Below are 25,545 nucleotides of genomic sequence, written 5' to 3' on the forward strand. Positions count from 1 at the left end.
CGTAGCGGCAGGCGTGTCCCCCTGCCGCCTCGCGACGAGCGGCACGTCTGCACGGCCTCTACGCTTCGCCCGCTCTCCAGACATTCCCCTGCTCCGCCCGCCTGCCGATATGGGCTACCGTTGCGCCCCTCCTCTGTCGGCCGCCGTTCGCCATGCAGACGATCGCAGGCCGTTAATTGCGTGTTCCCGACCGTTGCGCGTGGACGCGCTTTCCGGGACGGATTCCTTGCCGATCACTTGTCGCCCCGGTATCCTACGGTCACCATTGAATTACGAGGAAACCGTCTAGCAAACGGTTTACTTTGACTCTACAAGTGAACGCGCCATGGCGACAAGTTTAATGAAGGCCCAATTGCCCCGCCCGGACAATCTGGAGGGTGAGAGCCTGACCATAGACGGTCTGGCACGCATCGCAGGACAGGCTAATGATGTATTCGGCCAGATCCGGGACGCAATGCTGGAACCCTACCCCCGTAAAAATCCGCCTACCTTTACCAGCAGTCAGATTGCATCGCTCTGCGGCATCGATAAAGCGCGGTTCCACTACCTGGCTACCAAAGGCGGGCTCCCGCCAGGGGTGTCACAAGGCAACGGCCGGGCTAAGGTGTTTTCTTTGGAGGACGCCATTGCCTGGGTACAGCAGGCCGGTGGCCGTATGCCACGACCTGAGGGGAGCCGCGGCCGCATTGTCACCGTCGGAAACTTCAAAGGTGGGGTCGCCAAGACCACCACGGCGGTTTGTCTGGCTCAGGCGTTGACCCTTCTCGGCAGACGGGTGTTGCTAGTGGACTGTGATCCCCAAGGCACGGCGACCCAGTTGTGCGGCTGGGCACCAGATGCCGAGATCGACGAGTCCAAGACTCTGCTGCCGCTGATCTATGGCGATCAGGAAACGCTGGACTATGCAGTACAGACCACGTACTGGCACAACCTCGATCTGATCCCCGCCTCGTCGGCGCTGTTTGATGCGGAGTTCGAGATTCCGTCCAAAGTCCTGCAGGAGAGCGGCTTCCACTTCTGGGACATCCTGCGCAAGGGCATTGAACCAATGGCAGAGCATTACGACGCCATTGTCATCGACACGCCCCCGGCCCTCAGTTACATCACCATCAATGCATTGATCGCTTCCGACGGCATCCTGATGCCCTGCCCGCCCGACGGACTGGACTTCGCGAGCTCGACCCAGTTCTGGCACCTGTTCTCCGACATTGCGCGCCGTCTGCCTGGCGTCTTGCAAAACAAGCAATTCGATTTCATTAACATCGTGCTGACCAAAGTGAAGTCGGATCCGGTGTCGCGCGTCGTACGTGAATGGATGGTCAAGGCGTACGGGAACCGTGTACTTGGCATTGAGATTCCTGAATCGACCGTGCCAAAGGGCGCGTCGGCACAGCTTGCGACCGTGTACGACCTGTCGCGGCCGGAAGGCAGTGTCGAGGCGTATAACCGCTTTCGTGAACCGCTTGATCGTCTTGCACAGCATGTCGACGATCTGTTTGCCGTCGCTTGGTCGAAAGGGAATTGAAAATGGGTATTGGTGACAAACTACTGGCCAAGACCGCCGGCGTAACCGTCAAAGCTCAGAGCGATCTCAAGACATCGCCCTCCACGGGTCCGAAGACGTCGCCCGGACGTATGCTGGTCGCGCAATCAGCGGTGGCTTCCGCAGAGCGCCGTGTCGCGGAACTCGAGGCCGCGCAGGGACATGCTGTAGAGCTCCCGCTGGAGGACATCATCCTAATCCCGGGCCGCCGCCGCAAACTGTCGACGGAGCAGTATGAGGAACTGAAGGCGAATCTGCAGCAGCATCCGATGATCTATCCCGTCACGGTGGTTCGCCGTCCGGACGGCAAGACGGAACTCGCGGCGGGGTATAACCGCTTCCACATTTATCGGGAACTGGGACGCAAAACGATTCCTGCGGTCTTTCGGGAATTCGCCACTGAGGACGAGGTAGAACTCGCAGCGTTCTATTCCAACCTCCTCGCCCCTTCCCTCCCGGACTTCGAAAAGTTTCTCGGATTTCTTGACCGACAGAAGCGCAGCGGTCTGAGCCAGCGAGAAATCGCCATCGAGGCGGGTATCAGTGAAGGGCAGATTTCGAAGCTCTTTGCATATGGGCGATTGCCCGAAGCGGCCGTTGAGGTGCTCAAGACCGCGGCGATTCCAGATTGTCTCGGCGCAGTAGCCGCGCAGGAGATTGCCAGCATCCTCGCGGATCGACCGGAGGCTGCCGCGGTCGCCTTGGATCTTATCCGGCGTCTGGCGTCAGACCGGTCATTTACGCAGAAGCAGGCGTTGGCCCAGTTAAACAACGCTGTGAAACCGACGCCTCCCCGCCCGGCGGAACCGCGCATCATCAGGCGCGGCAAGCGGCATTTCTGCGCCATTTCTGCTCGCAGCGGCGTTCTGGCAATCCGCTTTAAGGAGCCGGAAATGGCGAATGCATGGGAGGAACGGCTTGCTGCCTGGATTGAGTCCGAGTTGGAAAAGGCAGAGTCGTAGGAGGCGCGAACGCATGCCGGTCGCCAGCCCACATCGGGCGCAGCCCGGACAAAGGCCTGGACCGCGGTCCAGGCCTTTGCTTTTTGAGGGCGCCCGCGGGGGCCAACGAGGTGTTGGGAGGTTTAAGTCATCTATGCATGCGAGCCAGAGACATACTGGGGCCGGTAAGCCGCGGAGGATCCGGCCCCGATGGATCAGGGTGGACCAGCCAAGGAGAAAAGCGTTTGACCTTGGGCCGGCGAGCCGGGTGCGATTTTCCGGTACGCGTCGGCGCGGGGACGCCCTTTAAAGGTTCCGTTCTGCGGCGAGCAGACATTGGCACGTCGCCATTGGGGCGGCCGGCGCGCATCGAAGGTGAATAACACGTGCATAGCCATTCCACATTGTCTGACCAGGCCTTTCAATTCGAAATTCCTTTCCGATCAGCAACTTACGTTTTCAACACCGCTTGGGCGAGCCGGGACGGGCGAGACATCCCTGCACATTGCGCTCGCGAGCCGGCTTCACCGAAAACGGTATTGCACTCGCGCCTCTGTGGCCCCGCGCAATGGAGAAAAAAGGCCTCCAACGACGCGCCGCATCGCGCTTCATCAGTCTCGTGACCGACGGAAAAATAATTTACATTGCACAATGCCCCACAAAAGTGCACGGTCGCGACCGACCCGAACTATTTTGTGCTGCCAAATCAACGGTTTAGCTCTCCTGCCGCACCGCGCGTCAGAGCGGTCGGACACTACCGCTAATCAAGCACGCTCCCCTGGCATGCGCGTTCGGGACGCAACGGCCCCGCTGGTCTACCGAACGGCACAAGGAGCGCCTTACCGGGGGAAGGAGCTCGGTTAAGCAACCATCGGGCTTCGTGGTGTCCACGCTTGCCCGGGGATAGGTGCGCCAGACAACGGCCGCCTTCTTCGCAGAAGTACAGGTCTTTGAAGTTAAAGGACTTTCCAGTTGAAACGTCGGGGTCGGCCCCGGCCATGGCCAATATCGCTTGGCAGCAACAGCAGCGGAACCCGAGGACGCCGCTTCACCCCGTCAGACCATACTCGCCCGAGAGCGGATTACGGGCTAGGCGTATTCAGCGAGGACCTACCCACACAAGGGAAGACAGCGCGGTCTCACCGTGAGATCGGTGGTAGGCGCTCGCGCTCCGCCTCCCGAGATCCGCGCCCGACGGTCGCGATCCCTTTGCCCACAATTTCATAGACAAGTGAACGCTCCATTCGTAGCATGTAGCGTCACACTTTGTTACACACGGGAATGCTGTCGCCAGAACAAGACTCTGTACTAGAAGCCATGCAGACCGCTCCGGAGCGCTGGTGGCCTTCGACGGACCTCAAGAACATTATCTGGGGCAGATCTCCGGCGCTACCCGATCGCAAAGTGCGTCGGATACTGGAAGGGTTGGAGGAGGGTGCGTGGATCGCGAGGGAAGGGAACGGCCCTGCGACCCGATGGAAGCTGCTAAAGCGCGCACCGTCGCGGGAGATGAAACGCCCGTCGGCAGATCTGGCGCTCGCCCTGTTAAAGCTGCGCCAGCTCGCGGGCAGTCACTTACCTCAGCGACTCGGCGAGTACGAGCAATTCTTCGCGAGCGCGGCCCAGGCGCTGGGAGAAAGTGCTGCCGATAGCCGGCTGGTCAGCGCGAAGGCCTGGATCGGAAAGACGGTCCGCTTGGATGGCGGCTATCCGCTTATCCCGCCTGCCATTGACCCCGAAACGTTTCATGGCCTCCTGGGCGCGCTGTATCGCGACGAGACGCTGTCTATCCGCTATCGCAAGGCGGATCAAAGCGACGGCGGCGGTAAGGTTTATGAGGTACTTCCGTACGCGCTCGTCGAGAAGGGCCCGTTCTGGTATCTGGTTGTGCGCAATCGCCGCTCCAGCGGCAGGCAAGGTGATCCGTTTCTGATGCGTTGCGACCGTATCCTCGAGGCCCGGAACATTGGATATGTCCTGGAACGCGACCCGGACTTTGACCTAGACGGTTTTGTCCAAAACGAAAAGGTCCTGGAGTGGTTTCCGGATACCCCTCAGGCTGTCGTTCTACGTGTCTGGGAATCCAATAACATCCCGAGCCAGTTCAGGGTGGTCCGGATTGCAGAGGACCAAGCAACCGAAGAATGCGAAGGCGGCTTTGTGATTCGCGCGACGGTGGCGCCGTCAGTCGCGTTGAGGAACCTGCTGCTCCAGCACGCGCCCTTCGTGGAAGTCCTATCGCCAGCATCCTTGCGCACCGAGGTCGCGCAGATGCTGGAAGCGGCTATCCGTCGATATGGAAAACCGGGGGAGGGCGCCGGCTCTACGGCGCGACGAGATCAGGCCACGGCAAGCCGATGAGCCCGCGGATAGCCGTCGCGGCACAAGGCGGGGAAGCGGGGCCCTGGGTGGCCCTGATGTCGAGTGCGGTACCGCTCCACTTGAATTGCATCCGGTCCTTCAGCGCCGAGTGGATAGGCTCAGGCGAAACGAGCCAAACTAGTGTGGGCTCGGTCAACGCTGTATTGAAGACTCGCGTCAGGGCCTGTTCCACACCCGCAATCAAACCGTGCGGGTCATCGGCTTCGGTACAGAACAGCTGGGCCACGATGTCGTGCGCGGCAAGTTCTCGGAATCGGGCAACAGTCGCCTCCCTCGCGCCCGGTTCCACCAACACCCTCAACAGCAGTTGCAGGGCAGCCGGCAACCTCCGCTTGCCGCATTGCACCCAGCATCCAGCTCGCACCACTGGTAGTCGTTCGATGCCGCCCATGACGATCGCAATTTCAGCTCTGCCACGGCCACGGGCGCTACGCAGCGCATGCACGGGTCCCATGGCATTCCACTTTGCGGCGCCAGTCCCTACGAGCCCCTTGGCATCGACAAGGTGGATAACGAGATCCGGGACAACGCCCGGCAGTTCCCCGAGCTGCCATAGAACCGAAGCCTCCACATCCCTTCCTGCGGCCCGGCACTCTTCCAGCGCGGACAATGCCTCCTCCGGGGACAGGCCCCAGCGCTGCAGCGTGATGCGCAAGGGAAGGCCAACGCCCACACCACCAGATGCGCCGCGAACAGAGTGGCTCGGATTGCTGTTGATCATCGTACGGAAACTCCCAGAGTTGCAGTCCCGCAACTCTGGCCTAAGCACCGGTCAACACGCTGTCCGGTGAGCCGGAGAACATTCGGCCGCTCTCTCCGAACGTTTGGACATGTCCTATCCCATAGAAAACAAACTGGTCATTGGCGTCGCGTCGAGTGCGCTCTTCGATCTCAGCGAATCGCATCACGTCTACCTTACCGACGGCGTGGAGCGATATCGCGAACATCAAGAAGCCAACCTCGACATCCCATTCCCTAAAGGTGTGGCATTTCCTTTCATCCGGCGCTTCCTGAAGATCAATCAAAGCTTTCCCGAGCAGATGCCCGTCGAGGTCGTCCTGCTCTCCAGAAATTCCCCTGAAACCGGCCTACGCGTATTCCGATCCATCCGCCACTACGGCCTCGACATCACGCGAGCCGCATTTACTGCAGGACGATCGCCACATACCTATCTGCCGGCCTTCAATGCGTCGCTCTTCCTGAGCGCGAACGAGCAAGACGTTCATGACGCCATCGATGCCGACTATCCTGCCGGCCTGGTGATGCGATCACGCGTCTATGACGACGAGGCGGACAACCAGTTGCGGGTGGCCTTTGACTTTGACGGCGTGATCGCCAACGACGAAGCGGAGGCCATCTACAAGAAGAATCACGACCTTCGTGAGTTCGAAGCGCACGAAACAGCCAGGCAAGCTATTCCACACGGTCCGGGGTTGATGGCCGAGTTGTGCGTTGGTTTGTCCAACCTGCAGAAACTGGAAGAGGAGCGAATCAAGCAAGATCCCAGCTATCAGAAGATTGTCCGGATCGCGCTGGTGACCGCGCGCAACGCGCCTTCCCATGAACGCGTTGTCACGACGCTAAAGAGTTGGGGCGTCTCGCCCGATGAATCGTTTTTCTTGGGCGGCATGGAAAAGTCCCGCGTTCTGACAATCATGAAGCCGCATATCTTCTTCGATGACCAACGCAGTCACTTGCGCTCACCTGCGGAAGATATCCCGATGGTCCACGTACCGTATGGCATCGCAAACCAAACCACTAGCGCGCCCAGTCCGGCGGCAGTCGAGCCGGCCGACGAGCTGGCTCCCGCTGTCTGACAGTAGCCAGGTCACCCATGCTCGCACCCGCACAATACTGGCGCATCGCCCTGGATATCGACGACGTGTCCGTCCCGTCTTCGGTCTATCCGCTTCCGCCGTGCCTGACCTCACAAACGCGCCCGCCCGCACCCGGCGACGGACTCCTGTTGGCGGCCTACGATCGCGATTCTCAGATGGGGATGATCCGGTGGATCGGGTTGATTGACCCGGGGCAGGGCGAACTGCTCTGCGTGAATTGGCGTCCGGTGGAAGCGCAGATATGGGTCGACACCGTCCTCGGCCGGAGATTCTGGTCGTCCAAGCCAGGCTTTCGCTTTGCGGACAGCAAGGTGACCCCCTATGGTCTCGTCGAGCTGTTCCTTGGGAATTTTGAGGGGATGGAGCGGCGGACACGGCGCGGTAAAACCACGAGCTCGCCGATCGAACGCGCGCCACGCTCTCGACAGCAACCGCGGCGAGTTTCCGTGGAACGGCTCGTTCCGAGCGAGATTGTGGGAGAGCCGACCGATTCGACCCGTACGGGAGTGGTGTACGTGTTGCAGTCGGCATACGGCCACAAGGTCGGTCGAACACGCAATGTCCCCGCCCGAATGCGGGCGTTCGGTGTTCACCTGCCGTTCCTCTACACCATTCCCCTTTGCGCGTGGTTCGACGACTGCGTCGCTGCGGAAAGCTACTATCACGCCGTTTTTGCCGACAAGCGGATCAACGGCGAATGGTTTGACCTTACCGACGCTGATATCGAGCGAATCCGCTCTCGCGAGTTTGCCGGCGATTCCACCGACGCGGTGCCGCTGCGCGAACCGAGCGCACCGCTGACGTCTCCACTCACGACTATCGCAATTGAGCAACACCCACGCGGACGGGTCCACAGTTGACACCTTAACCACTAGTATTTACGTTTTGTCACAAATTGCTGTCTTAGGTCGCGTTCGCCAGGCCCGCGCTTCAACACAAGGAGAGTCGGCGGATAGCGCTTTCCACGGACAAGTGTTGACGCCGCGCACACGCAGAGTTCGCTATGACTACTGATTCTTTCGCCCTCGTTTCCCAGATCGTCCATTGGACGATCTGGCTACTGCTGTTCGGGGCCGTTATTTCTTTCGTAGCTCTGTTCCTGGTACCTGCTGCGCGTGTAGGAAAAGAGTTGCAAGTCGCGATTGACGGATTGGCTACTCTGCGCGGCAACGGACCGGTTCTCGATTTGGATAGTCTTCGCAGTAGCACGATGCAAGGCGAGGCACTTCGCCATTGCTGGACGGAGTATCGGGACACATTGCATGGGCAGAAGCAGGCGACGGCCATGGGGACTATGGAGGTCTCGAGGTGGCGTGCCACCGCCATGGCGAATGGCTTCTTCACCGAGCAGACGCTAGTGGACTCGCCACTTCGCACTGAGTTCTTCAAACACTTACCCGGCATCCTGACCGGCCTAGGCATCATCGGCACCTTCTCCGGGCTCATTCTCGGCTTGCAGAGCTTTCGGGTCTCTGACGACGCCGCGGTGGTCCGCAGCAGCCTGGAGGCTCTGATTCTCAGCGTCGGCGGCGCTTTCATCGTATCCGGCGTTGCGATTGCCTTTGCGATGCTCGTCACGACCGTAGAGAAGCTCATGCTGAACGGTCGCTATACCCAGGTTGAAAAGCTGTGCGGCCTGATTGATGGGCTGTTCGATGCGGGAGCAGGGGAGGAGTACCTGCAGCGCCTGGTGGAAGCGTCGGAAACTTCAGCGACGCAAGCGATGCAGATGAAAGAATCGCTAGTCACCGATCTGAAGCAGGTGCTCGGCGAACTGACGCAGCAGCAGATCGCGACCATCACCTCAACAAGCGCTCAGCTGGGGCAGTCGATCACGAGCAGTCTCTCTGAAGGGCTAGCCGAACCGCTGGCTCGTATCTCGAGCGCGGTCCAATCGGTAGGGAACAGCCAGGGAGAAGCGGTCAACAAGCTGTTGACGGATGTGTTGGCCAGCTTTAGCGCCCAGATGGAAAACATGTTCGGCACGCAGATGCGCGGCATGAACGAAATGCTGGTGCAGACGGCAAATACAATCCAGACCGCATCCGCGAGTTTTGAGCGCTTGGCCGGCCAGATCCAGCAGGCCGGCTCGGGGGCGGCCGATGCGATGGCCAAGCGAATGGACGAGGCTCTGCAGCAAATGCAGGCGCGTCAAGCTGAATCGAACGACCAGATGAGGGCGTTCATTGATCAGCTCAAACAGAACGTCGCTCAAGGTCAGCAGGAGTCGGCGGAAGCGACGCGGCAGATGATGCGCGACCTGAGCGAGAGCACGACTGCGCTGGTCAAGGGCTTGCAGGATCAGGCACACGCGGCTCACCAGAATCACCTTCAAACTCAGAACGACTTTGCCGGACAGGCAAGCGGTCTGATGGCGCAGCAGTCTGACCACGTACTGCGACTCACCGATACGATCTCCGAGAGCACCACGGCCATGCGCCAGGTCGCTGAGCGACTCGAAGCCAGCACACATGCCAGTATCGACCGCATGGCGCTTGGCGCAGAGCGCCTTCAGCACGCATCGACGCGCCTCAGCGAAAACCTCGACGCCATGACATCCGCTAGTGCTGGTGTGGTCGGCACGACGGAGGCGCTCGCCAGCTCTGCCAACATGCTGAGCACCGCGCTCACGTCCACTCAGCAGATTCTCAGCGAACAGAAGGCCGCGCGCGACGCGACGGCATCCATGGTGGCTACCTTGCGCGAGATTCTCGAGAACGCCAAACGAGAGGCAGGCATGACGGCCGAGCTTGTCGGCAAGTTGGAAACGGCGTCGCGTCATCTTGCGGATGCACAGGACAAGGCGGGGGACTATCTGGAAGAGATCAACCAGGTCCTGGCGGAAGCACATGGCGCTTTCGCCCAGCAAGTTACCGAGACGCTGCGCCACGGCAACAAGGCCTTCCACGAGGAATTGGCGCAGGCGACCGGGTTGTTGAAGGGTGCAATTCAGGATCTCGGCGAGACGCTTGACGCCATGCCCGCGGCCGCATGAAAGGCTGAACCATGATTGGCATACAGACTGCGCGCCCGAGGCGGGGCCGGGAAGAAGGTGAACGCCCTTTCTGGATTTCGTTCTCGGATCTGATGACCGCGTTGATGGTCCTGTTCCTAGTTGCACTCAGCGTGGCGCTGCTTGCCGTGACCAAGAAGATCTCGGACGAGGAACGGCAGGAAAAGGCACGGTCCGAACAGATCCACGAACTGATGTCGGAAGTGCGGAAGGTCGCTGCGCAATTCGACGGAGTGCGGGTCATCGATCGGACCATCGACTTCGGTCCGCGGGGACGCTTCGAACGGGAAGGCCAGAACGTATTGTCGCCAGCCCAGCGCGCGTTGTTGCGAGAATTTACCCCGAAACTGCTGGAGCAATTGCGCACCACGGATGCCGGGCGCAACTGGTTCAAGCGTGCCGTCGTCGAAGGGTACGCCAGTCAAACCGGCAAGTATCTCTACAACCTGAACCTCAGCCTGGAGCGCAGCGAGCGCGTGATCTGCGAACTGTTGCGCGAGCCGCCGACCGGAGAGCCGGCACTGTCTGAGGAGGACCGGAAACTCGTCGCCACTCGCTTCTTTGTGGGCGGTGCATCCTTCAATTCGCTCAGGGCAACCGCGGAAGACAGTCGGCGAATCGAGTTCAAACTCGAGTTCAAGACACGGCAGGAACAACAGGATGAGTCAGCCCATCCTTCTCCTGTGACCGACGACGTGGCGCTGATGCAGGCGCTCGATCCCAAAGAAAGATGTCCGATCGCCGACCGCTAGAGACGTTGCGCTCCCGGCTCGCCTTGGAGATGGATTCGCAACGGGTACTTCGTCCGCCTGTGTGGGGTAGCCCTCGTGCCATGACGGACGTACTCAAGGACATCCGCGCCACGTTCGAGAACGAAGTGGTTTCGCTGTCGTCGGACGCCATTCAGCAGTCGTTGCAGCGCTTCGGGGCGACGAACGACGTGCGGAACTTCACCGAGCTCAAGTACGTGTGCTACGGCGTCACCGTACCGGTCGGCGAGCGGCAATGGCGCATTATCGACAGCGAACCGCTGTTCCATCGGCTTCTGACGTTGGTCTCTCACCAGGAAGGCCGCCCCAAGCAGTATCGCCGGTGCTATCAGGGGCTGCTGAATGGCTACTTTCACTTTGAGCAGCGCAGCGCCGCTGCGCCCGCGACGGTCAACTGGACAACGCTTCAGTCGTTCCTCGCGGGGCGCCTGCCGGTCGTCACGGAAGCAGCCTTGCGCCGCGGTGTCATTCCGGCCTGGCTGACTACGCTTGGCGAGCATCGGAACCTTCTGACCAATGACCCTTGCAGCCGGTATGCCGGCCAGCTGATGGACGGCCGCACCGACGACCTTCGTTCGCTTTGCGAGGGGCTGGGTATCCCCAACAATTCGTGGGTGTGGGACGAGGCGCTGATGGCGTATGTGCAAGCCGTCTGCGCCAGTGACGACGCACGGTACCAGGCGCAGCTGAGCGGGGTCCTGCAGCTCATCAACGGTCGCTCCGACCTGAAGCTACCCGAAGCGCTGGCCAAGCGTTCAACGGCAATGACCGTGGTGCGGTACGCCAAATGCGGGTCCAGACCCGAGCACGTAGCCCTACGCGATACCTGTATCAAATGGATCGGCAACCCCTGGCTTAAGCGCATGACATGGGATGCCGAAGTCGCGCATGAGCCGGCACGACGTATGGTCGAAGGCTGGGTTAAGCGGCGTCTGATCCGCGACTTTTTTGAGCTGCTCGCCGAGGACGGGTCCGCCGACGTGCGGCGGCTGAATTACTGGCTTGCCTGGGAGCCTGAGATTTCCCAGATGTGGTTCGTGCTGGGGGATGAAGCCCGGCGCAATAGGAGCGCAGCGTTCGTGAACCTGCGCAAGAGCATGGAAGGGCAGGAGCGCAGCCTTGCGGACAGCAACGCCAGCAACAATGCCTTTGTCATGAAGATCGGTCCGCTCCTTGTCATCGAGTTCGGTGTGACCGGCAACGCCTGCTATGTGTTCCCCGCGTCCGACTTCCGTACCAACCTCGACGCGCCGCGCTTTACCATTCACGACCTAAAACAGAGGCTTGGAGCGACGCGCCTTTCTCATCAGGGAAGCTGGGAAAGCAGCTTCGACTACAAGCTGAAACGCCTGCTGCAATCGGTTCCCAGATCGAGAGGCGAACTTCGCGCGACAGTTCAGTCCTCGGCACCGTCCCGCGACGTGTCCCCGTCCAGTTCACGCCCCAACGGCGCGACACAGGGCGGTACCCCATCATCCGATATCGCTTCTACCCCACCGTTGAACTGGCGCGCCCCTTCACCGGTCGGCGAAGCAAACACGGCGAGTGCCAGCACGTTGAGCGACAGGGACTTCGCTTCACTGGTGGAGGTGTGTCGCCGACTCGGGATCGAGTGGGAAGACAATCGCGGTAAGGGCGGGGCGTTGTGGGTACTGCTACCTGACCCGAGTGGACGGCCGCAACTTGTCGCACGCCTGGAGGCAATCGGCTTCCGACATAAGCCCGGCACCGGCTATTGGATGAAATAGGAACACACATCATATGTTTGGCGCATGGATAGGCAAGGCTCGCGTTGAGCCAAGCACCGCAGCACGATCGACTTCTCCCCGCATGACACCGGAGGGTGTGCGATACGCGGCGCCTGGCGGGCTTGCCGCCGACTGGCTGGCCGATCCTTACGCCGCTCCTGACACCGCCTATCTGGCCTCTACCCTCGCGCAACTGCAGCTCGAAGGTCTTGGCGAATGCCAGCTTGGCGAGTATCTGTTGCCCTGGTCGGCGTTGTATGAACTGCTGCGCCGCCCGGAGCTGCAGGAACTGCAGCAAGGGCTGAACATTCCCCCCCAGTCGACCGCGCGGCCCAGGCTAACGAGCAAGGGAGCGATTGGGGACGAAGATTTTGCAATCTTGCTTGCGGAATGGGTTGATCCCTACGGACGACCACTGCAACCGACGCCCAAGCTGGTGGGTCGAGCCTTACTGGCAGACGGCTCGGCGACCCTCGTCTCCGACGATGTACATCGATTGCTTTCCGAGCTAGAGCACTTTCATGGCACTCCTGCTGTCGACCGGACAAAAGAGTGGAAGGAGCGGTCCTATGCCCGGATGCGGAGTTTGGCGACGTCGATTGGATGCCCCGTTTCAGACTATGTGGCTCGCACTATCCTCCTGACGCCCGAACGCCTCAATCTTGGATTGCAGCAGCGCGGTGAAGGGGATACGCGGGTGGTGGAAGCCATCCCAAGCTTCGTCGACGCGCCCGACCAGTGGCTCCCTCTGTTCGACCGACTGCCGTTGCAGGACAGCTACGATGTGCCCGATGGTCCGTCGCTCGTCCGGGTAGTGTTATCGCCCGCGGTGAAGACCGTGCTTGCGGAGATCAAGCGGATGCCCGGTCGCCTGGTGGTGGGGCCGCGGGCAGAGGCGTTCGTACGGAATCCATTCGCCCTGCTCGGCGAGAGTGCGCATGAGGTGATTGATGCCGAGGAGTTCCAGGGAAAAGCTGCAGCAGCGGGGGTCCGCTTTCATCGCTTCACTCCAAAGGCTGACCAGTCCGAGGCCGGCCAGATTCTAGGGGTCGCTCTGCTGATAGAGGCAATGTCTGATGCCGCCACAGATGACGCCGACGTAGCGACCAGCTGGTTCGATTCGCCTGCGGACCTGGAGCGCTTCACCGGCAAACTCGGACGTTGCCTGGCGGACGGCTCGCAGAGCGTCGCCTGGCAGGGTCGGGACCTCGAAATACTGGGCGAAACAGCGACGGACCTTCAGACACTCGAAAGCTGGCTCCACGCCTGGAGACAGCCGGCGCTATGGACGGCGGCCGAGGTACTGGATCTGAGCAATTACTCGGAGCGCATTGAAGGCATCGGCATAGAAAAGCCCTTCGTCGTCCCAGTGATCGCCAGACAGGACGAAGGCAAAGGTTGGTTCGAGGACAACGTAGCGGTCGGCGTCAAAATCCAAAGCAGTGAGGATGAGTCTTCGGTTACCGCGGCGATTCCTTTCGGCGATATACCTTCGCTGCAGCAAGCTGTCCAGCGGGCGGAGCAGGCGGGTCAGACGCATGTGTCCTTGCCTGGCGTGCCGGCGGTTGTGCCGCTCGCCGATGCGCGCAGCGCGGTGGATGCGCTGGTCCGGGCACGCGCCGCACTGGCGGGCGGTGGCTTTACGCCTCCACCGCCCCGAATTTCCGAGGAGCGAAAGCGGCTGGTCATCAAGCGGAACCTTGAGGACGTCGACTATAGCGAGGTGCGAACCGATTCGCTGCAAATGCCGCAGGACAGGCAGCCTCGACTGCCGCAGGGATTGAAGCCGGAGATCGTTCTCAAGGCGCACCAGCACACCGGCGTGGCATGGCTGCAGCATCTGTGGGACGCCTCACCGGATAACTGCAGGGGTACTGTGCTGGCCGACGACATGGGTCTGGGGAAGACGCTCCAGCTGCTCACTTTCATGGCATCGTGCTTTGAGCGGGACCCGTCGCTTCCACCTGCCCTCGTCGTCGCACCGGTGGCCCTGCTGGAGAACTGGCGCAACGAACTGAGCCGCTTTTTTGAGCCGGGTACGTTGCCCCTTCTCATGCTGTATGGCGACGCCCTGCGGTCTTTGCGCGTTGGCAAGCATGAACTGGATGCGGAACTGCGCGGTCAGGGTGTCACGCGCCTTCTCAAGAAGAACTGGGTCGGCGATGCAAAGCTCGTGCTCACAACCTACGAGACGATGCGCGACCTCGAGTTTGCAATGGCAAGCCAGCCGTGGTCCATCATGGTCTGCGACGAGGCTCAAAAGATCAAGAATCCAGCGGCCATGGTCACGCGTTCCGCGAAGAAGCAAAAGGTCCGGTTTCGCATCGCCTGCACCGGCACGCCGGTCGAGAATACCCTGGCAGATCTCTGGTGCCTGTTCGACTTCGTTCAGCCGGGAATGCTCGGAGCACTGAACCACTTCTCGCGCACGTATCGGCAGCCGATCGAGGTGAAGACAAACGAGCAGCAGCAGAAAGTGGAGGAGTTGCGGGCGTTGATACGGCCGCAAATCCTTCATCGCCGGAAGACGGACGTTGCGAAGGATTTGCCGCCGCTGCTGGAAGACGCCGACTGCAAACAGTTGCCGATGTCGGCGTACCAGCAGCGGTTGTACGAAGGGGCTTTGGCGTCGTTGCGCGAGCAGCGTGCCACCAATCCTTCCGCGCAGCTTCAGGCTTTGCACGCCATTCGGAAGATCTGCTCAGATCCTCACGGTCATGCCGAACAGGACAGCGCTTCCATTCCGATAGAGAGGCTCGTCAATGAGTCACCTAAACTTGGCTGGCTTGTTCGGCATCTTCGGCGTCTGGCCGCCGATACCGATGGGAATCACAAGGTCATTGTCTTCTGCGAATTCCGGCAGCTGCAACTACAGCTGCAGAGGGTCATCGCTGCCTTCTTTGGCTTTGCCCCGAGCATCGTGAACGGTGATACTTCCGCGGATCCGAGGGTGGGGGAGAACCGGCAACAACTCATCGATGCTTTCCAGGCCAAGGAAGGCTTTGGGGTCATCATTCTTTCGCCTCTGGCAGTGGGATTCGGCGTCAACATCCAGGCGGCAAACCATGTTGTTCACTTCACAAGGACCTGGAATCCCGCCAAGGAAGACCAGGCCACCGCCCGCGCGTATCGGATCGGGCAGCAGCGCACGGTAACGGTCCACTACCCCGGTGTGGTCAGCGATCGGTTCCCGAGCTTCGACGTCAAGTTGGACGCATTGCTGGGCAGCAAGCGCGCCTTGGCGCATGACATGCTGAATGGATGCAGCGATCTGAAGGCGTCCGACTTCGCCGATTTTGGATAAGGCCAGCGAGGCGAGGGCAGCGACATGCTTGAACGTTGCCGGTGCGCCTTCCGAGCGCGCGCTGTGCGGGCGCGCGGCAGCGCCACGTCGGTAGCCGTCCAGGCTTGCTAAAGCCGCTCGAGCAGGATCTGCGCTGCCCGCTCGGATAGCACCAGGACGAGCTTCATCGTCGCCCGTGTCGCCCCGACAAAGAGGCGTCGGATCTCGTTGTCGCTCAGCTCCGCGAAGTCGATTTCGGCGAAGACGATGGCGGGAGCGGATTGCCCTTTGAACCGGAAGACCGATTCGGCTAGCACGTCACCCTCCGAGTAGACGGGGTGCCCCGCAGCGTCGTACTTGCCTGTGAAGGACCGCAGGTGGTTCGGGCCAATGCGATCGTAGTGCAGCAGCGCCGAACTCTCCCGGCCGCGGTAGCTCAGCAGCGCGACATCATGCGTCTTGAAGCCTGCGGCGTAGCATTGACGAAGAGCGTCTTTGACGCCGTGTAGCAGGCCCGCATGGTCGCCATACACGACAAACTCGACCTCTTCCGTCGAGATCGGTGCGCTGGCCTCGATAACGTTGTCACCCGACAGCAGCGGCTGGAGCATTCGCACAACGGGCCGCGGGCTGCGGTAGTTGTTGTTCGCGCGAAGTCGTACCCATCCCGGCAGGACGGCAGGGGAGTGCCCATACAGGTTCTGCATCGGGTCTTCGAGCCACAGCATGCGGGCTGACGGTCTGGCATGGCGTAACGCCTGTTCGTACCAATCCGGTGAGAAATCCTGCCCTTCATCGATGATCAAGGTGTCAAAGAGAAATGCGTCTGACACCGGGACCCGGGCCGCGTCTGCGACTAGTCTGGCGAACGCATCCGGCTGTGAAAAGTCAGAAGCCTGCCCGGCATCCCGAAGCAGCAGATCGCACAGCGTATGGAAGGTACATACGAGGCCTCCCGCGGGCGCAATTCGCGCGAAATGATCCGCCAGCGGCCGGTTGAAGCAGAGATAGAGGGGACGCTTGCCGTTCCGGATGGCATCGCGGTATTCGGCCAACGCCAACTGCGTCTTTCCGGAACCTGCGGTGCCGGTGACACGCAGGCGGAACGGTTCCATCTCGATCCGGCGAGCCCAGTGCGCAAGTCCTTCCGAGACGCGCGTGACCATTGCCCGCGCCTGACCGATCAATGCGCTTACGTCCGTCTCGAGCTCGATGGTGTCGCGCAGGAACTGATGCACCCGGGCGGTATGGGCGTGCGCCTCGCCGACCGGCAAGATCTCCTGGATCGTCTCGCAAAGACCGCCGCGTCGCTGCGCATCGATGATGCGCTCCGGCGTAAGGCCCGCGGTCGTCGGATGCTTGACCGTGTGGTCAGGGCAGTAGAGCAGGTGCTCGATGATCACGGGCTGATTGCTAAGCGCCCGCATCAGTTTGCCGCGCAGCCCATCCACGGTACGTCCCATCTGCGCAGCAACGAGCTTTGAGCGTCCGGCGTAGTTCTTGGCGAGCCCCTCCGCCGTCTCGTCAAGGAAGCCGCTCTTCTGCTCGATGACGAGCAGATGACCAGCAGCGTTGACGATCACAAAATCGATCTCGCCGTAGATCGCGTGCTTGCGCGAAACATTGGTCCAGTGGACGGAGTGATAGACCGTGTAGTCGTCAGGAAGCCCGGCGTGTAGCGTCCTGAGTGTCTCCAGTTCCCGCTGCAGCGGGCCGACCGCCTCCATGGTTTCCCAACCATCTGGAATGACACACGCCACCTTTCTCTCCAATGTTCTAAAGCGCCAGCAAAAACCCTGAAAGACTTGGCAGCCGCGACCGCTTTGTCTAGTAACTACGTGCAACGAGCCGCACGCCAGGCATGTTCCACCTCGTACGCGGCCCGCGATCAGATGTCGTCAACAGCAAGCAAGGGACAGAACGTTGGCGCAGCGAAGGGATGCTTGGTGCTGTCTGTGGTGCCTTCAGGAGGCCAAGCGCGGACCAGTGGCCTTGCGGTTCATGAAGGCGCCCAGTTCGACCTTCAACGCCTTCCTGGCAAAGATGGTTTCCTCGTCCGGCGCAGCCTTGACCTTGGCCCGCTTGACGGCCAGCTTGAACGTGACTTCACGGTAGAGGGCATCGCGCACGCGCGTGCGTGCCTCCGGATCCAGTGCGAGATACGCTTCGATCCCGGCTTCGGTATTTTTCTCGATCGTTTCGTCCAGCCTTTGCACTGCCTCGACGTGTACGGGAGGCAGCTGTGGCGTCTCTACCTGCGCTGTTGTGCCGGCCGCGGCTTCACGCTCGAGCTCGCTCAACATCCAGCCTTCCTTGATGGCTCGCATCAGGTACGCGGCGGGAGACTTGATTTCGCTACCCTTGGTCTTGACCCGGTGCTTGACGAGTTCGATGGCGTTGCGTACCCGCACATCGGTGTACACGTCACGGTTCGCCATGATCTCGCCGATTTGCCGGGTACTGAGGCCGAACACCCGAACGAGAGTGTCGTAGAGGTCCTTGAGTTCGTGCGGCCGCGCCAGGTCAAGCACCAGTTTGCCGTTCGCGTTGGGTCGCAGCCTGAAACGGATTGCCGCCACACGCCGGGTGCCAGGAGCGTTCTTGGTCTCGAACTCGGCGTCCAGGTCAGTCAGATCGTTGATTTGCTTCAGGCTCTTGTCGAGCACAAGACGCTTGAACTGCTTGTACTCGGTGAGGGACTTCACCGCGTCAGCATTGACCCAGCGACGGACTTCTTCGAGGGGAATCCAGTCCGTCGTTCCCATGAAGCGCATGGAACTGAGCCGCTCGTACAGGATGTACGCATAGTTCGTCAGCGCTGCAGACATGCGCAGCGAAAGATAGGTGTACCGCTGGGGATCTTTGAGCTGGCGCCGGATGAGGTCATCGACCTTGAAGACCACACGGCCACTGGCGATCGCGACGGAGCCCAGCAGGGGCACGGAGGCCCATTGCGGCCCACTATGGGCGTTACCTTCGACTGTGACCTGGACGGAGGCACTCTGGCATTCGCGTAGCGCTTTCTTCAGGTGAGCCAGGTTGTTGGAGGTCTCGTACTTGGCGAGCCACTTGAAGTAGCCCAGCTCAATGTCGAAATGGTCCTGGTGCGGTTTCTGCGAAACCTCGAGCCACAGCGCGTTGATGGCACGCCTGGCCAGCAACGACAGCGACGTGACGTCGATCAGGACGTTGGTCTTGCGGTATCCGATCTCGCGCGTGGACTCCGTAATCGCGGTATTGGGTCCCAATTCCTCGCGCACGGCGGTAAAGATATCGAAGCCGAGCTGCTCGGGGATATTCTTTACGATGTTGGACATGGCGCGCGGGCGGGTGCATCGGACCAAAAATGGAATGCCGCTAATATCCACGCTAAGGTGTAAGGCGTCAAGTTAACCATTACACCTTCGCCGGGATCTGCGGCAGGTCCGCAACGGGTGATAGCGCAAGGTGTAATCGGTTGGTGCCGCAGAAGGACAAAGGCGGTGCCGCACCTTGCAGACCAAAAAATGCCACCCTGGCACCAATGGATTGCACCTTCTCAAGGCGGGATACCAGTGAAGCCTAGCCTGGCAACGGCCCAGGCCCAAAGGGCACCCGGGCCAATGTATTGCACCTAAGGCCAAAAAACGCCACCAAGTGACCAATGAATATCACCTTGCCGCACCAATGCATTACACCTTGCGGCACCAATCGAATGCACTTTCCGACCAACCACTTGCACCTTACGACCAATCGTTAACACTTTGCTTGTCGCAACCTCTTGATTTAGAAGCGAAAAAAGAGCCCTGTAAACGTTAGTTAGCTTTGTAAACAATAAGCCGCTAGCTTCTGCGGAAGAAAAGCAACATCAACACCGGTGGCGGGAACGAGCCTTGACGGCCATCCGGGGCAGCAACAGACCCCCATCGGCCACCAATCGAGTACACCGTAGCCCTTTCCCTTTCCTTAAGTGCATTGATTTGGTGGACAGCAGGGCGTTGCGGATATGCATATCACGACACATTGGCGGTGCCGCAAGGTGTAATTGGTTGGTGCATGCGCGGGGCAAACGATGTGCCGAGTGGGATGGCCAGCGTATTCCCTGCCGCAAACAGCCTAAGGTGCAACGGATTGGTGCGGAATCAGTTGAGATTTTTCTTTGAGAGAATCGGCTAAGTGGTTGTTCCACAGCGGTTTTTCGTCAAATCCGCACATGCGGATCGTGGAAATGCGGAACCCGCGGACGCTGTACTTCCGCAGTTCGTCCCAATCCATTGCACCTTTGCCAGCCAACGCCCCGGTCGGGGCAACACCATGGCAACACAGTCGCGATAGAAAATGGCTTCAGCGAAAGTGGCCGCTCACCTCTACGAATCCGATGACGCAGGGCAGCACGCGGCAGTGCTGAACCAATGCTTTGCACCTTGGCATCAGCACCGTGGCCAAGCGTCGCTGGGCGCCGCAACTAGGCGCCAGCTTTCGGGCATGCAGGCCGACGGCGCGGTGTGTTGCGGGCGCTGGCTGCGGCAGGCGTGAATGCACACACGGATGCCACCAGCGCACTTCGTCTGGGAGCCCATCGCCGCAGGCCGCATACCCGCACCAATACGTATCACCTTGCGGAAACGAGTCCCCGTCGACTCCACAGTGGAGGCCAGCACCGGCCCGGCAGCGGCCGGCCCTGGTCGGGCCTGCGGGTGGTGGCGCGCAACGAAAGCACGGAGCGTGAAAATCACAGGGTCAAAGCGCACCGTTGTGGCCCGCGGGGCCGATGTTCCTTCGTATGCATGCGCTGGTAAGATGTTGCGCTCCAGCCGCGACGTGTTGAGGCATCTGCTTGTCTTTGCGGATGCGCCTTGCGCCCAACTTCGTACCCCATGACGCTTTCGCTTCCCGGCACCCCTCCCTCCGACGAATCAGCCCTTGTTGCGGAGTTGCAGCAGCTGATCGACCGGGCCAGGCAACGCACAGCGGCTGCCGTCAATGCCGAGATCTCGATGCTGTACTGGCGGGTGGGCGACCGGATCCATCGCGAAATACTGGGAAGCACCCGGGCAAACTATGGCGACGAGGTTGTTGTGTCGCTGGCGCGGCAGCTGACGGCTAGCTATGGGCGAGGATGGGGTGCCCGCCACCTTCGCCTCTGTGTGCGCTTCGCCCAGTCTTTTCCAGACGTCACGATTGTGCACACGCTGTGTACCAAATTGAGTTGGTCTCACCTGAGACTGATTGCGGCCGTTGACGACGCGGTGAAGCGCGAGTTCTACATTGAGCTGAGCCAACTGGAGGGGTGGAGCGTCCGGCAGCTCCAGGAGCGCATGCAATCGATGCTCTTCGAGCGCAGCGCGATCTCCAGGCAGCCTGAAGCAACCATCAGACAAGAGTTGCAGCGTTTGCGCCAGGACGCCGCGCCCGCACCTGCCTTGCTCCTGAAAGACCCCTATGTGCTGGACTTTCTCGGACTCAATGATCGCTATCTGGAGCGTGATCTGGAGGACGCCATCCTGCGCGAGATAGAACAGTTTCTTCTCGAGATGGGAGCCGGCTTTACTTTCGTCGCGCGCCAGAAACGGGTGCAGATCGATTCGGACGATTTTTATATCGACCTCCTGTTCTACAACCGCAAGCTGCGCCGTCTGGTCGCCGTCGAGCTGAAGATCGGCGAGTTCCGTGCCGAGTACAAGGGCCAGATGGAGCTGTATCTCCGGTGGCTGGCCAAACATGAGCAGGAGGCCGGCGAGAATCCGCCTCTAGGCATCATTCTCTGTACCGGCAAGAAGCGAGAGCAGATTGAGCTGTTGGAACTGGACAAGAGTGGTATTCACGTAGCAGAGTATCTGACTGTGCTTCCGCCGCGCGAAACGCTTCAGGCCAAGCTGCATGCCTCCATCGCGGCCGCACGGGAGCGTCTGCTGTCCGGAGGCGACGAGCCGCAAGGCTCTTGAGCCTAGGGCTATTGCGGCCATCTAAGTTAGATCGTGGCATCCAGATATCACCAATAGGCTGTGCCGGCGAATCGAAAGCAGGCAGCGACGCTGTGGCTCGACCCAATTCAATTTCATTCCTGACGATCGAAAAGTCTCGCCCCGTGGCCTCGCATAACCGTTTGATCGACGGCCAGTTTCGCGCCGGCTACGAAGCGGCCGGGAAACCGTTGGGAGCGTCAGACATGATGATCGCACTCACGCCAAGGCGCTGTCTGCCGACACAGGAGAAACGACCATCCTCATTACGTCTGACCGGGCTTTCTCCAACATACCTGGCGGTCTCCACATCGAGGATTGGACCACCGCCACCCAGGGCTTGAGCCGATGACCCGCAAGTTCGCCCCCATTGATCCGCTGCCACCAGGCCGCTATATCGTGACCGCCAGGGAGAGTATCGCCCACGGCGAAGTCGCGTCGTGGAACACAAATGGAACGGCACAAGCGGCCCTCTGTGTCAGTGATGGAAAATGGTGCACGTTCTTTGTGAACGGCGCCGAGGTTTGGGGGTGCAACGCGCACTACGCCGCTGCCCATTTCGACACGGCGCCGGCCGAAGCGGACGACGTTACCGTATAGGTCGGGCCGCACACAAACGCTCGGACATCTCCGCTTTCCACGTCGCCCACGGTGCTAGGCTGCGCCGCTCGTCGCCTCGAGCTAGTTCGGCAGTCCGGCCTATACAGGCCGAGACGCCAACACATTGCGAGGGTGAGAACGGATCCGCGGCTTTGTCCCCCCGAAGCCGTTGACGCCGTCCCACGGCGGTTCCACCGCCCATGTCCTCCGCGTCGACGCTTGGGACAAAAACCGCATGTCGCACACCTTTCCGAAATGTTTCCGTAACGATTTCGCCGACCATGGCTCAACGCAGCGGAGAACTAGGCCGCGCGCGTTGACCGAGCGGCAGGGGAGGGGCGCCGCACGATTGAGGTGAGGCGCATGACAAAGCATCGAGGGAGACAGTGGGGGTGTCTGGCGTTGGCGTTGACGATCACGGTTTCCATCAACGCCAACGCTCAGACAGCCACGCTGGATGTCTCCGGGAAGATCTCCCGCTACACGGACCGGACGACTGGTACCTACCGCTTCAGTGAGGTGGAACTGCTGGGGCTGCCGCAGTACCACATCGTCACCGCGACCAGTTGGACGCCGAAATCGGAGTTCGTCGGGCCTCTGCTGCTGGACGTGCTGGCACGGGTCGGGGCGCACGGGAGCACCCTCGAGTTCCACAGCCTGAACCAGTACACCTTCGCGATCCCTGTCGGGGACGCCGCCCGCTACGGTGTGATTCTCGCCCTGAGTCGAGACGGCAAGCGCCTCACGCCCAGCGATTTCGGCCCGATCTTTGTCGTCTATCCGCGGGACCAGTATCCGCGCGAATTGAAGACGCCCATCACCGAGGCAAAGTATGTGTGGCAGGTGACGGGCTTCCGTGTCCAATGATTCGCGCAGGCCGTATTGGAAGGCACCTCTCCATCATCCTGGTCGCTGCGGCGCTGGTGATTTGCGCGACGTGGATGTATGTCCTGTGCCGCGTGCTCCTGGCACCCGTCGACCTGGCGCTGGTGCTGGGTCCGGGAGAAGGGTACGTCTGGACGGCCACGCGCTATCAGATTGCCTACTCGCGGTTCGAACGCCAGTTGCTTGTATACGCGCTCCGCCACGACACCCAACTCGGCGAACTGTCACACCTGCACGACAACCTGAGGGCCTCGTTCGGTATTCTGACGAGGCCATCCGAGTTGTCGGCCTACTTTGTTGGCATTCCGCAGTACGAGGCGGCGGTTCGGCAGCTCAACATGATGATGGGCAAGCTCGACACGGGGATGTCTCATCTTGAGCGCGATCCTCTGGACCACCACGCGCTGGAAGACATGCTCGCCACCACCCAGCAGTACTGGTCGCCGATCCAGGGATTGCTCAACAGCTTTCGGCTGATCGAGATCAACCAGCGCGATCGCGCGTTCTGGGACTATCAGCAGAAGCGCGAAACGCTATTCCACATCAGCACGTTTGTCGTCCTTCTGTTCGGCGCGTCGCTCGTGCAGCTGGCATTGGTGCTCCGGCGCCGGCAGCTCGTCATCCAGCAGCAGCGCACGACGCTTATTGCCGAGCGTCAGGCCGCGATCGAGGCCCGTGCCAGCGTCCAGGCACGCAACACGTTGCTGGCGATGGTGAGCCACGAATTGCGCACGCCCTTGCAGGCTATTACCGCCGCGGCCGATCTCCTGCTGTCCCGGCAGCAGCAGGAGCGCGATGCCGTGGCCGTCGGGCGCATCCACGCCGCTGCCGCGGATCTCCTCGAACTCATTACGGACCTGACGGACTACGCGCGCCTTGAGGCGGGCAAGCTCGAGTTCAAGCGCATGGAGTTCGATATTGCGGCGCTGGTGCGCGAGTTGGTGGAGGAGGCAAAGGGTCTGGCCGACGGCAAGGCGGTAGAGGTCAGCTGCGAGATTGAGGCCTATGCAACCCGGTTGGTATCGGACCCGCATCGGGTCCGCCAGATACTGGCCAATCTGCTAGCCAATGCCATCCGCTATACCGACAACGGGTCCGTGATTGTCACGCTCCGTCTTGGCTCGACGTCAGACATCCCGGTGCCTTCGCTCGAGATCTCGGTGGCCGATACCGGTCCCGGCATTGCCGAAGCCGACCAGGGCCGGGTATTCGAGCCGTTCACGCGCCTGGATCCGTCCAACACGCGGGCGCACGACGGGCTCGGCATGGGACTGTCCATCGTCCGGGCCCTGACGCTGGCGTTGGGCGGGCACATCGCCGTGCGCAGCGAACTCGGGCGGGGCACTACGTTCTGCCTGTCGCTGCCGCTCGAGCAGCCGACGGAGGACGCCGCCGCGCGGAAGTGTGACGCGCCGTTCTCCCCCTTGGACTTGCGAAATCTCCGCGTGCTGGTGGTGGACGACCATGCGCAAGCACGCGAGGCGATCACCTCCTTGCTGGACCTTTGGGGCGTGGTGAGCGATGCGTGCGCTAGCGCGGACGAGGCGTGCCAGAGGCTGGCCGGGCATGTCTATGACGCGTTGCTGCTGGACATTGCGATGCCCGGTAGAGACGGCATCGCGGTCGCGCGCTGGTTGCGCCATAACGCGCCGTTGAACGAAACCATTCCGATCATCGCCATCAGCGCCCATCTGCCGGCATGGCTGACGGACGAACAACGCCGCGACTTCGACGCGTATCTGGCCAAGCCGGTCCGTGCCAGCGAGCTCGCGGCGTCCTTGCAGCAATTGACTTCCAGGAGCGATGCCAGTGGGCCGTAGAGTGGTGCTTGTTACCGGGGCAGCGAAGCGGGCCGGCCGCGCCTTCGCGGAATACTTCAGTGAGCGCGGTGATGCGCTGGTGGTGCACTATGGGGCGTCGGCCAGCGAGGCGGCAAGTCTGGTCGCATCCATTCGCCTTCGAGGCGGAACGGCGGTGGCGATGCAGGCCGACCTGCGCGACCCCGAGCAGATACGAGTTCTCGTCGAACGTGCCTATCGGCACTACGGCAAAGTGGACGTGCTGATCAACAACGCGTCGGTGTTTGGCCAGGACGCTTTCTCGGATTTCAATGTCGAGACACTGGAGGAGGCCTGGCTCGTCAACTACCGCGCACCGATTCTACTGGCACGCGCCTTCTATGATCTGGCGAAGGCGGCCAATGCGACCGGTGTCGTGGTCAACGTTGTGGATCAGAAGGTCAAGGGCTCGTTCCACAAGGATCATTTCACCTACACGGTGGGCAAGGCCGGCATAGGTAACCTCACGCAGATGCTGGCGATATCGGCGCACCCAGTCCTGCGCGTCAATGCGGTTTTTCCGGGACTCATGCTGGAGAGCGACGACCAGACCGCCGACGATTTTGCCTATGCCTCTCGGCACGCTACGCCGTTGGGGGTGATCGCAACGCCGGAGGATGTCGCTGGTGCGATCGACCTGCTGACGAGTCCGGCCTACAACGGCTTCGACTTTCTCGTCGACGGGGGGCAGCATCTGGTCAAGCGCACGCAGGACGTGCTGTACGAGCATCGCGCACCAAAGAATGACGAGTAATGTCAGAA

17 protein-coding genes are annotated in these 25,545 nt (G+C 61.0%); 14 read left to right on the forward strand and 3 right to left on the reverse strand.

The window, feature by feature from the left end:
• The first annotated feature begins 340 nt into the window (after positions 1-340).
• The 3 genes from LDO27_RS24870 (at position 341) to LDO27_RS24880 (ending at position 4,845) form a co-directional block, all read left to right on the forward strand.
• Positions 341-1,525 (forward strand): ParA family protein, encoded by a 1,185-nt coding sequence (locus LDO27_RS24870; protein WP_224044531.1) that lies wholly within the window; start codon positions 341-343, stop codon positions 1,523-1,525.
• Positions 1,526-1,527: 2 nt separating this feature from the next.
• Positions 1,528-2,505: a ParB/RepB/Spo0J family partition protein gene (locus tag LDO27_RS24875; RefSeq protein ID WP_222208782.1), complete on the forward strand. Its 978-nt coding sequence runs from the start codon at positions 1,528-1,530 to the stop codon at positions 2,503-2,505.
• A 1,296-nt stretch (positions 2,506-3,801) separates the two neighbouring features.
• Positions 3,802-4,845: a helix-turn-helix transcriptional regulator gene (locus LDO27_RS24880; RefSeq protein WP_224044532.1), complete on the forward strand. Its 1,044-nt coding sequence runs from the start codon at positions 3,802-3,804 to the stop codon at positions 4,843-4,845.
• Here the strand turns inward: LDO27_RS24880 and LDO27_RS24885 are convergent.
• Positions 4,808-5,587 (reverse strand): hypothetical protein, encoded by a 780-nt coding sequence (locus LDO27_RS24885; protein ID WP_222208787.1) that lies wholly within the window; start codon positions 5,585-5,587, stop codon positions 4,808-4,810. The genes LDO27_RS24880 and LDO27_RS24885 overlap by 38 nt on opposite strands.
• A 109-nt stretch (positions 5,588-5,696) precedes the next feature.
• Between LDO27_RS24885 and LDO27_RS24890 the strand changes: the two genes are divergently transcribed.
• From LDO27_RS24890 to LDO27_RS24915, 6 genes are all read left to right on the forward strand, one after another.
• Positions 5,697-6,683, forward strand: coding sequence for a 5'-nucleotidase (locus tag LDO27_RS24890; protein WP_222208788.1), 987 nt, complete (start codon positions 5,697-5,699; stop codon positions 6,681-6,683).
• 17 nt (positions 6,684-6,700) lie between these two features.
• The gene (locus LDO27_RS24895) at positions 6,701-7,564 is read left to right on the forward strand and encodes a GIY-YIG nuclease family protein (RefSeq protein WP_222208789.1); all 864 of its coding nucleotides are present in this window, start codon (positions 6,701-6,703) and stop codon (positions 7,562-7,564) included.
• Between the two features lie 143 nt (positions 7,565-7,707).
• A complete protein-coding gene (zorA, locus tag LDO27_RS24900) occupies positions 7,708-9,699 on the forward strand; it encodes an anti-phage ZorAB system protein ZorA (RefSeq protein WP_222208790.1) in 1,992 nt (663 codons plus the stop codon).
• 11 nt (positions 9,700-9,710) lie between these two features.
• A complete protein-coding gene (locus LDO27_RS24905) occupies positions 9,711-10,469 on the forward strand; it encodes a flagellar motor protein MotB (RefSeq protein ID WP_222208791.1) in 759 nt (252 codons plus the stop codon).
• Between the two features lie 80 nt (positions 10,470-10,549).
• Positions 10,550-12,235, forward strand: coding sequence for an EH signature domain-containing protein (locus LDO27_RS24910; protein WP_224044534.1), 1,686 nt, complete (start codon positions 10,550-10,552; stop codon positions 12,233-12,235).
• An 82-nt stretch (positions 12,236-12,317) separates the two neighbouring features.
• Complete coding sequence (locus LDO27_RS24915) at positions 12,318-15,539, forward strand: DEAD/DEAH box helicase (protein WP_224044536.1); 3,222 nt, start codon at positions 12,318-12,320, stop codon at positions 15,537-15,539.
• A gap of 107 nt (positions 15,540-15,646) precedes the next feature.
• Here LDO27_RS24915 and LDO27_RS24920 read toward each other — a convergent pair whose 3' ends face one another.
• Positions 15,647-17,278, reverse strand: a complete 1,632-nt coding sequence (locus LDO27_RS24920; RefSeq protein WP_222208794.1) for an ATP-binding domain-containing protein — start codon at positions 17,276-17,278, stop codon at positions 15,647-15,649.
• A gap of 204 nt (positions 17,279-17,482) precedes the next feature.
• Positions 17,483-18,835 (reverse strand): replication initiation protein, encoded by a 1,353-nt coding sequence (locus LDO27_RS24925; RefSeq protein WP_222208795.1) that lies wholly within the window; start codon positions 18,833-18,835, stop codon positions 17,483-17,485.
• 1,539 nt (positions 18,836-20,374) lie between these two features.
• Here LDO27_RS24925 and LDO27_RS24930 point away from each other — a divergent pair.
• The 5 genes from LDO27_RS24930 to LDO27_RS24950 all read left to right on the forward strand — a co-directional run bounded on the left by LDO27_RS24930 (position 20,375) and on the right by LDO27_RS24950 (position 25,537).
• Complete coding sequence (locus LDO27_RS24930) at positions 20,375-21,442, forward strand: PDDEXK nuclease domain-containing protein (protein WP_224044537.1); 1,068 nt, start codon at positions 20,375-20,377, stop codon at positions 21,440-21,442.
• Between the two features lie 366 nt (positions 21,443-21,808).
• Positions 21,809-22,060, forward strand: a complete 252-nt coding sequence (locus LDO27_RS24935; protein WP_224044539.1) for a hypothetical protein — start codon at positions 21,809-21,811, stop codon at positions 22,058-22,060.
• A 363-nt stretch (positions 22,061-22,423) separates the two neighbouring features.
• Positions 22,424-22,927: a molybdopterin-dependent oxidoreductase gene (locus tag LDO27_RS24940; protein WP_222208800.1), complete on the forward strand. Its 504-nt coding sequence runs from the start codon at positions 22,424-22,426 to the stop codon at positions 22,925-22,927.
• Positions 22,924-24,765 (forward strand): hybrid sensor histidine kinase/response regulator, encoded by a 1,842-nt coding sequence (locus tag LDO27_RS24945; RefSeq protein WP_222208802.1) that lies wholly within the window; start codon positions 22,924-22,926, stop codon positions 24,763-24,765. Before LDO27_RS24940 ends, LDO27_RS24945 begins: the two co-directional genes overlap by 4 nt.
• On the forward strand, positions 24,749-25,537 hold the full coding sequence (locus tag LDO27_RS24950; RefSeq protein WP_222208804.1) for an SDR family oxidoreductase: 789 nt from the start codon (positions 24,749-24,751) through the stop codon (positions 25,535-25,537). Before LDO27_RS24945 ends, LDO27_RS24950 begins: the two co-directional genes overlap by 17 nt.
• Positions 25,538-25,545: the final 8 nt, after the last annotated feature.

This window comes from Cupriavidus respiraculi, from assembly GCF_914271545.1.
Lineage (GTDB): Bacteria > Pseudomonadota > Gammaproteobacteria > Burkholderiales > Burkholderiaceae > Cupriavidus > Cupriavidus respiraculi.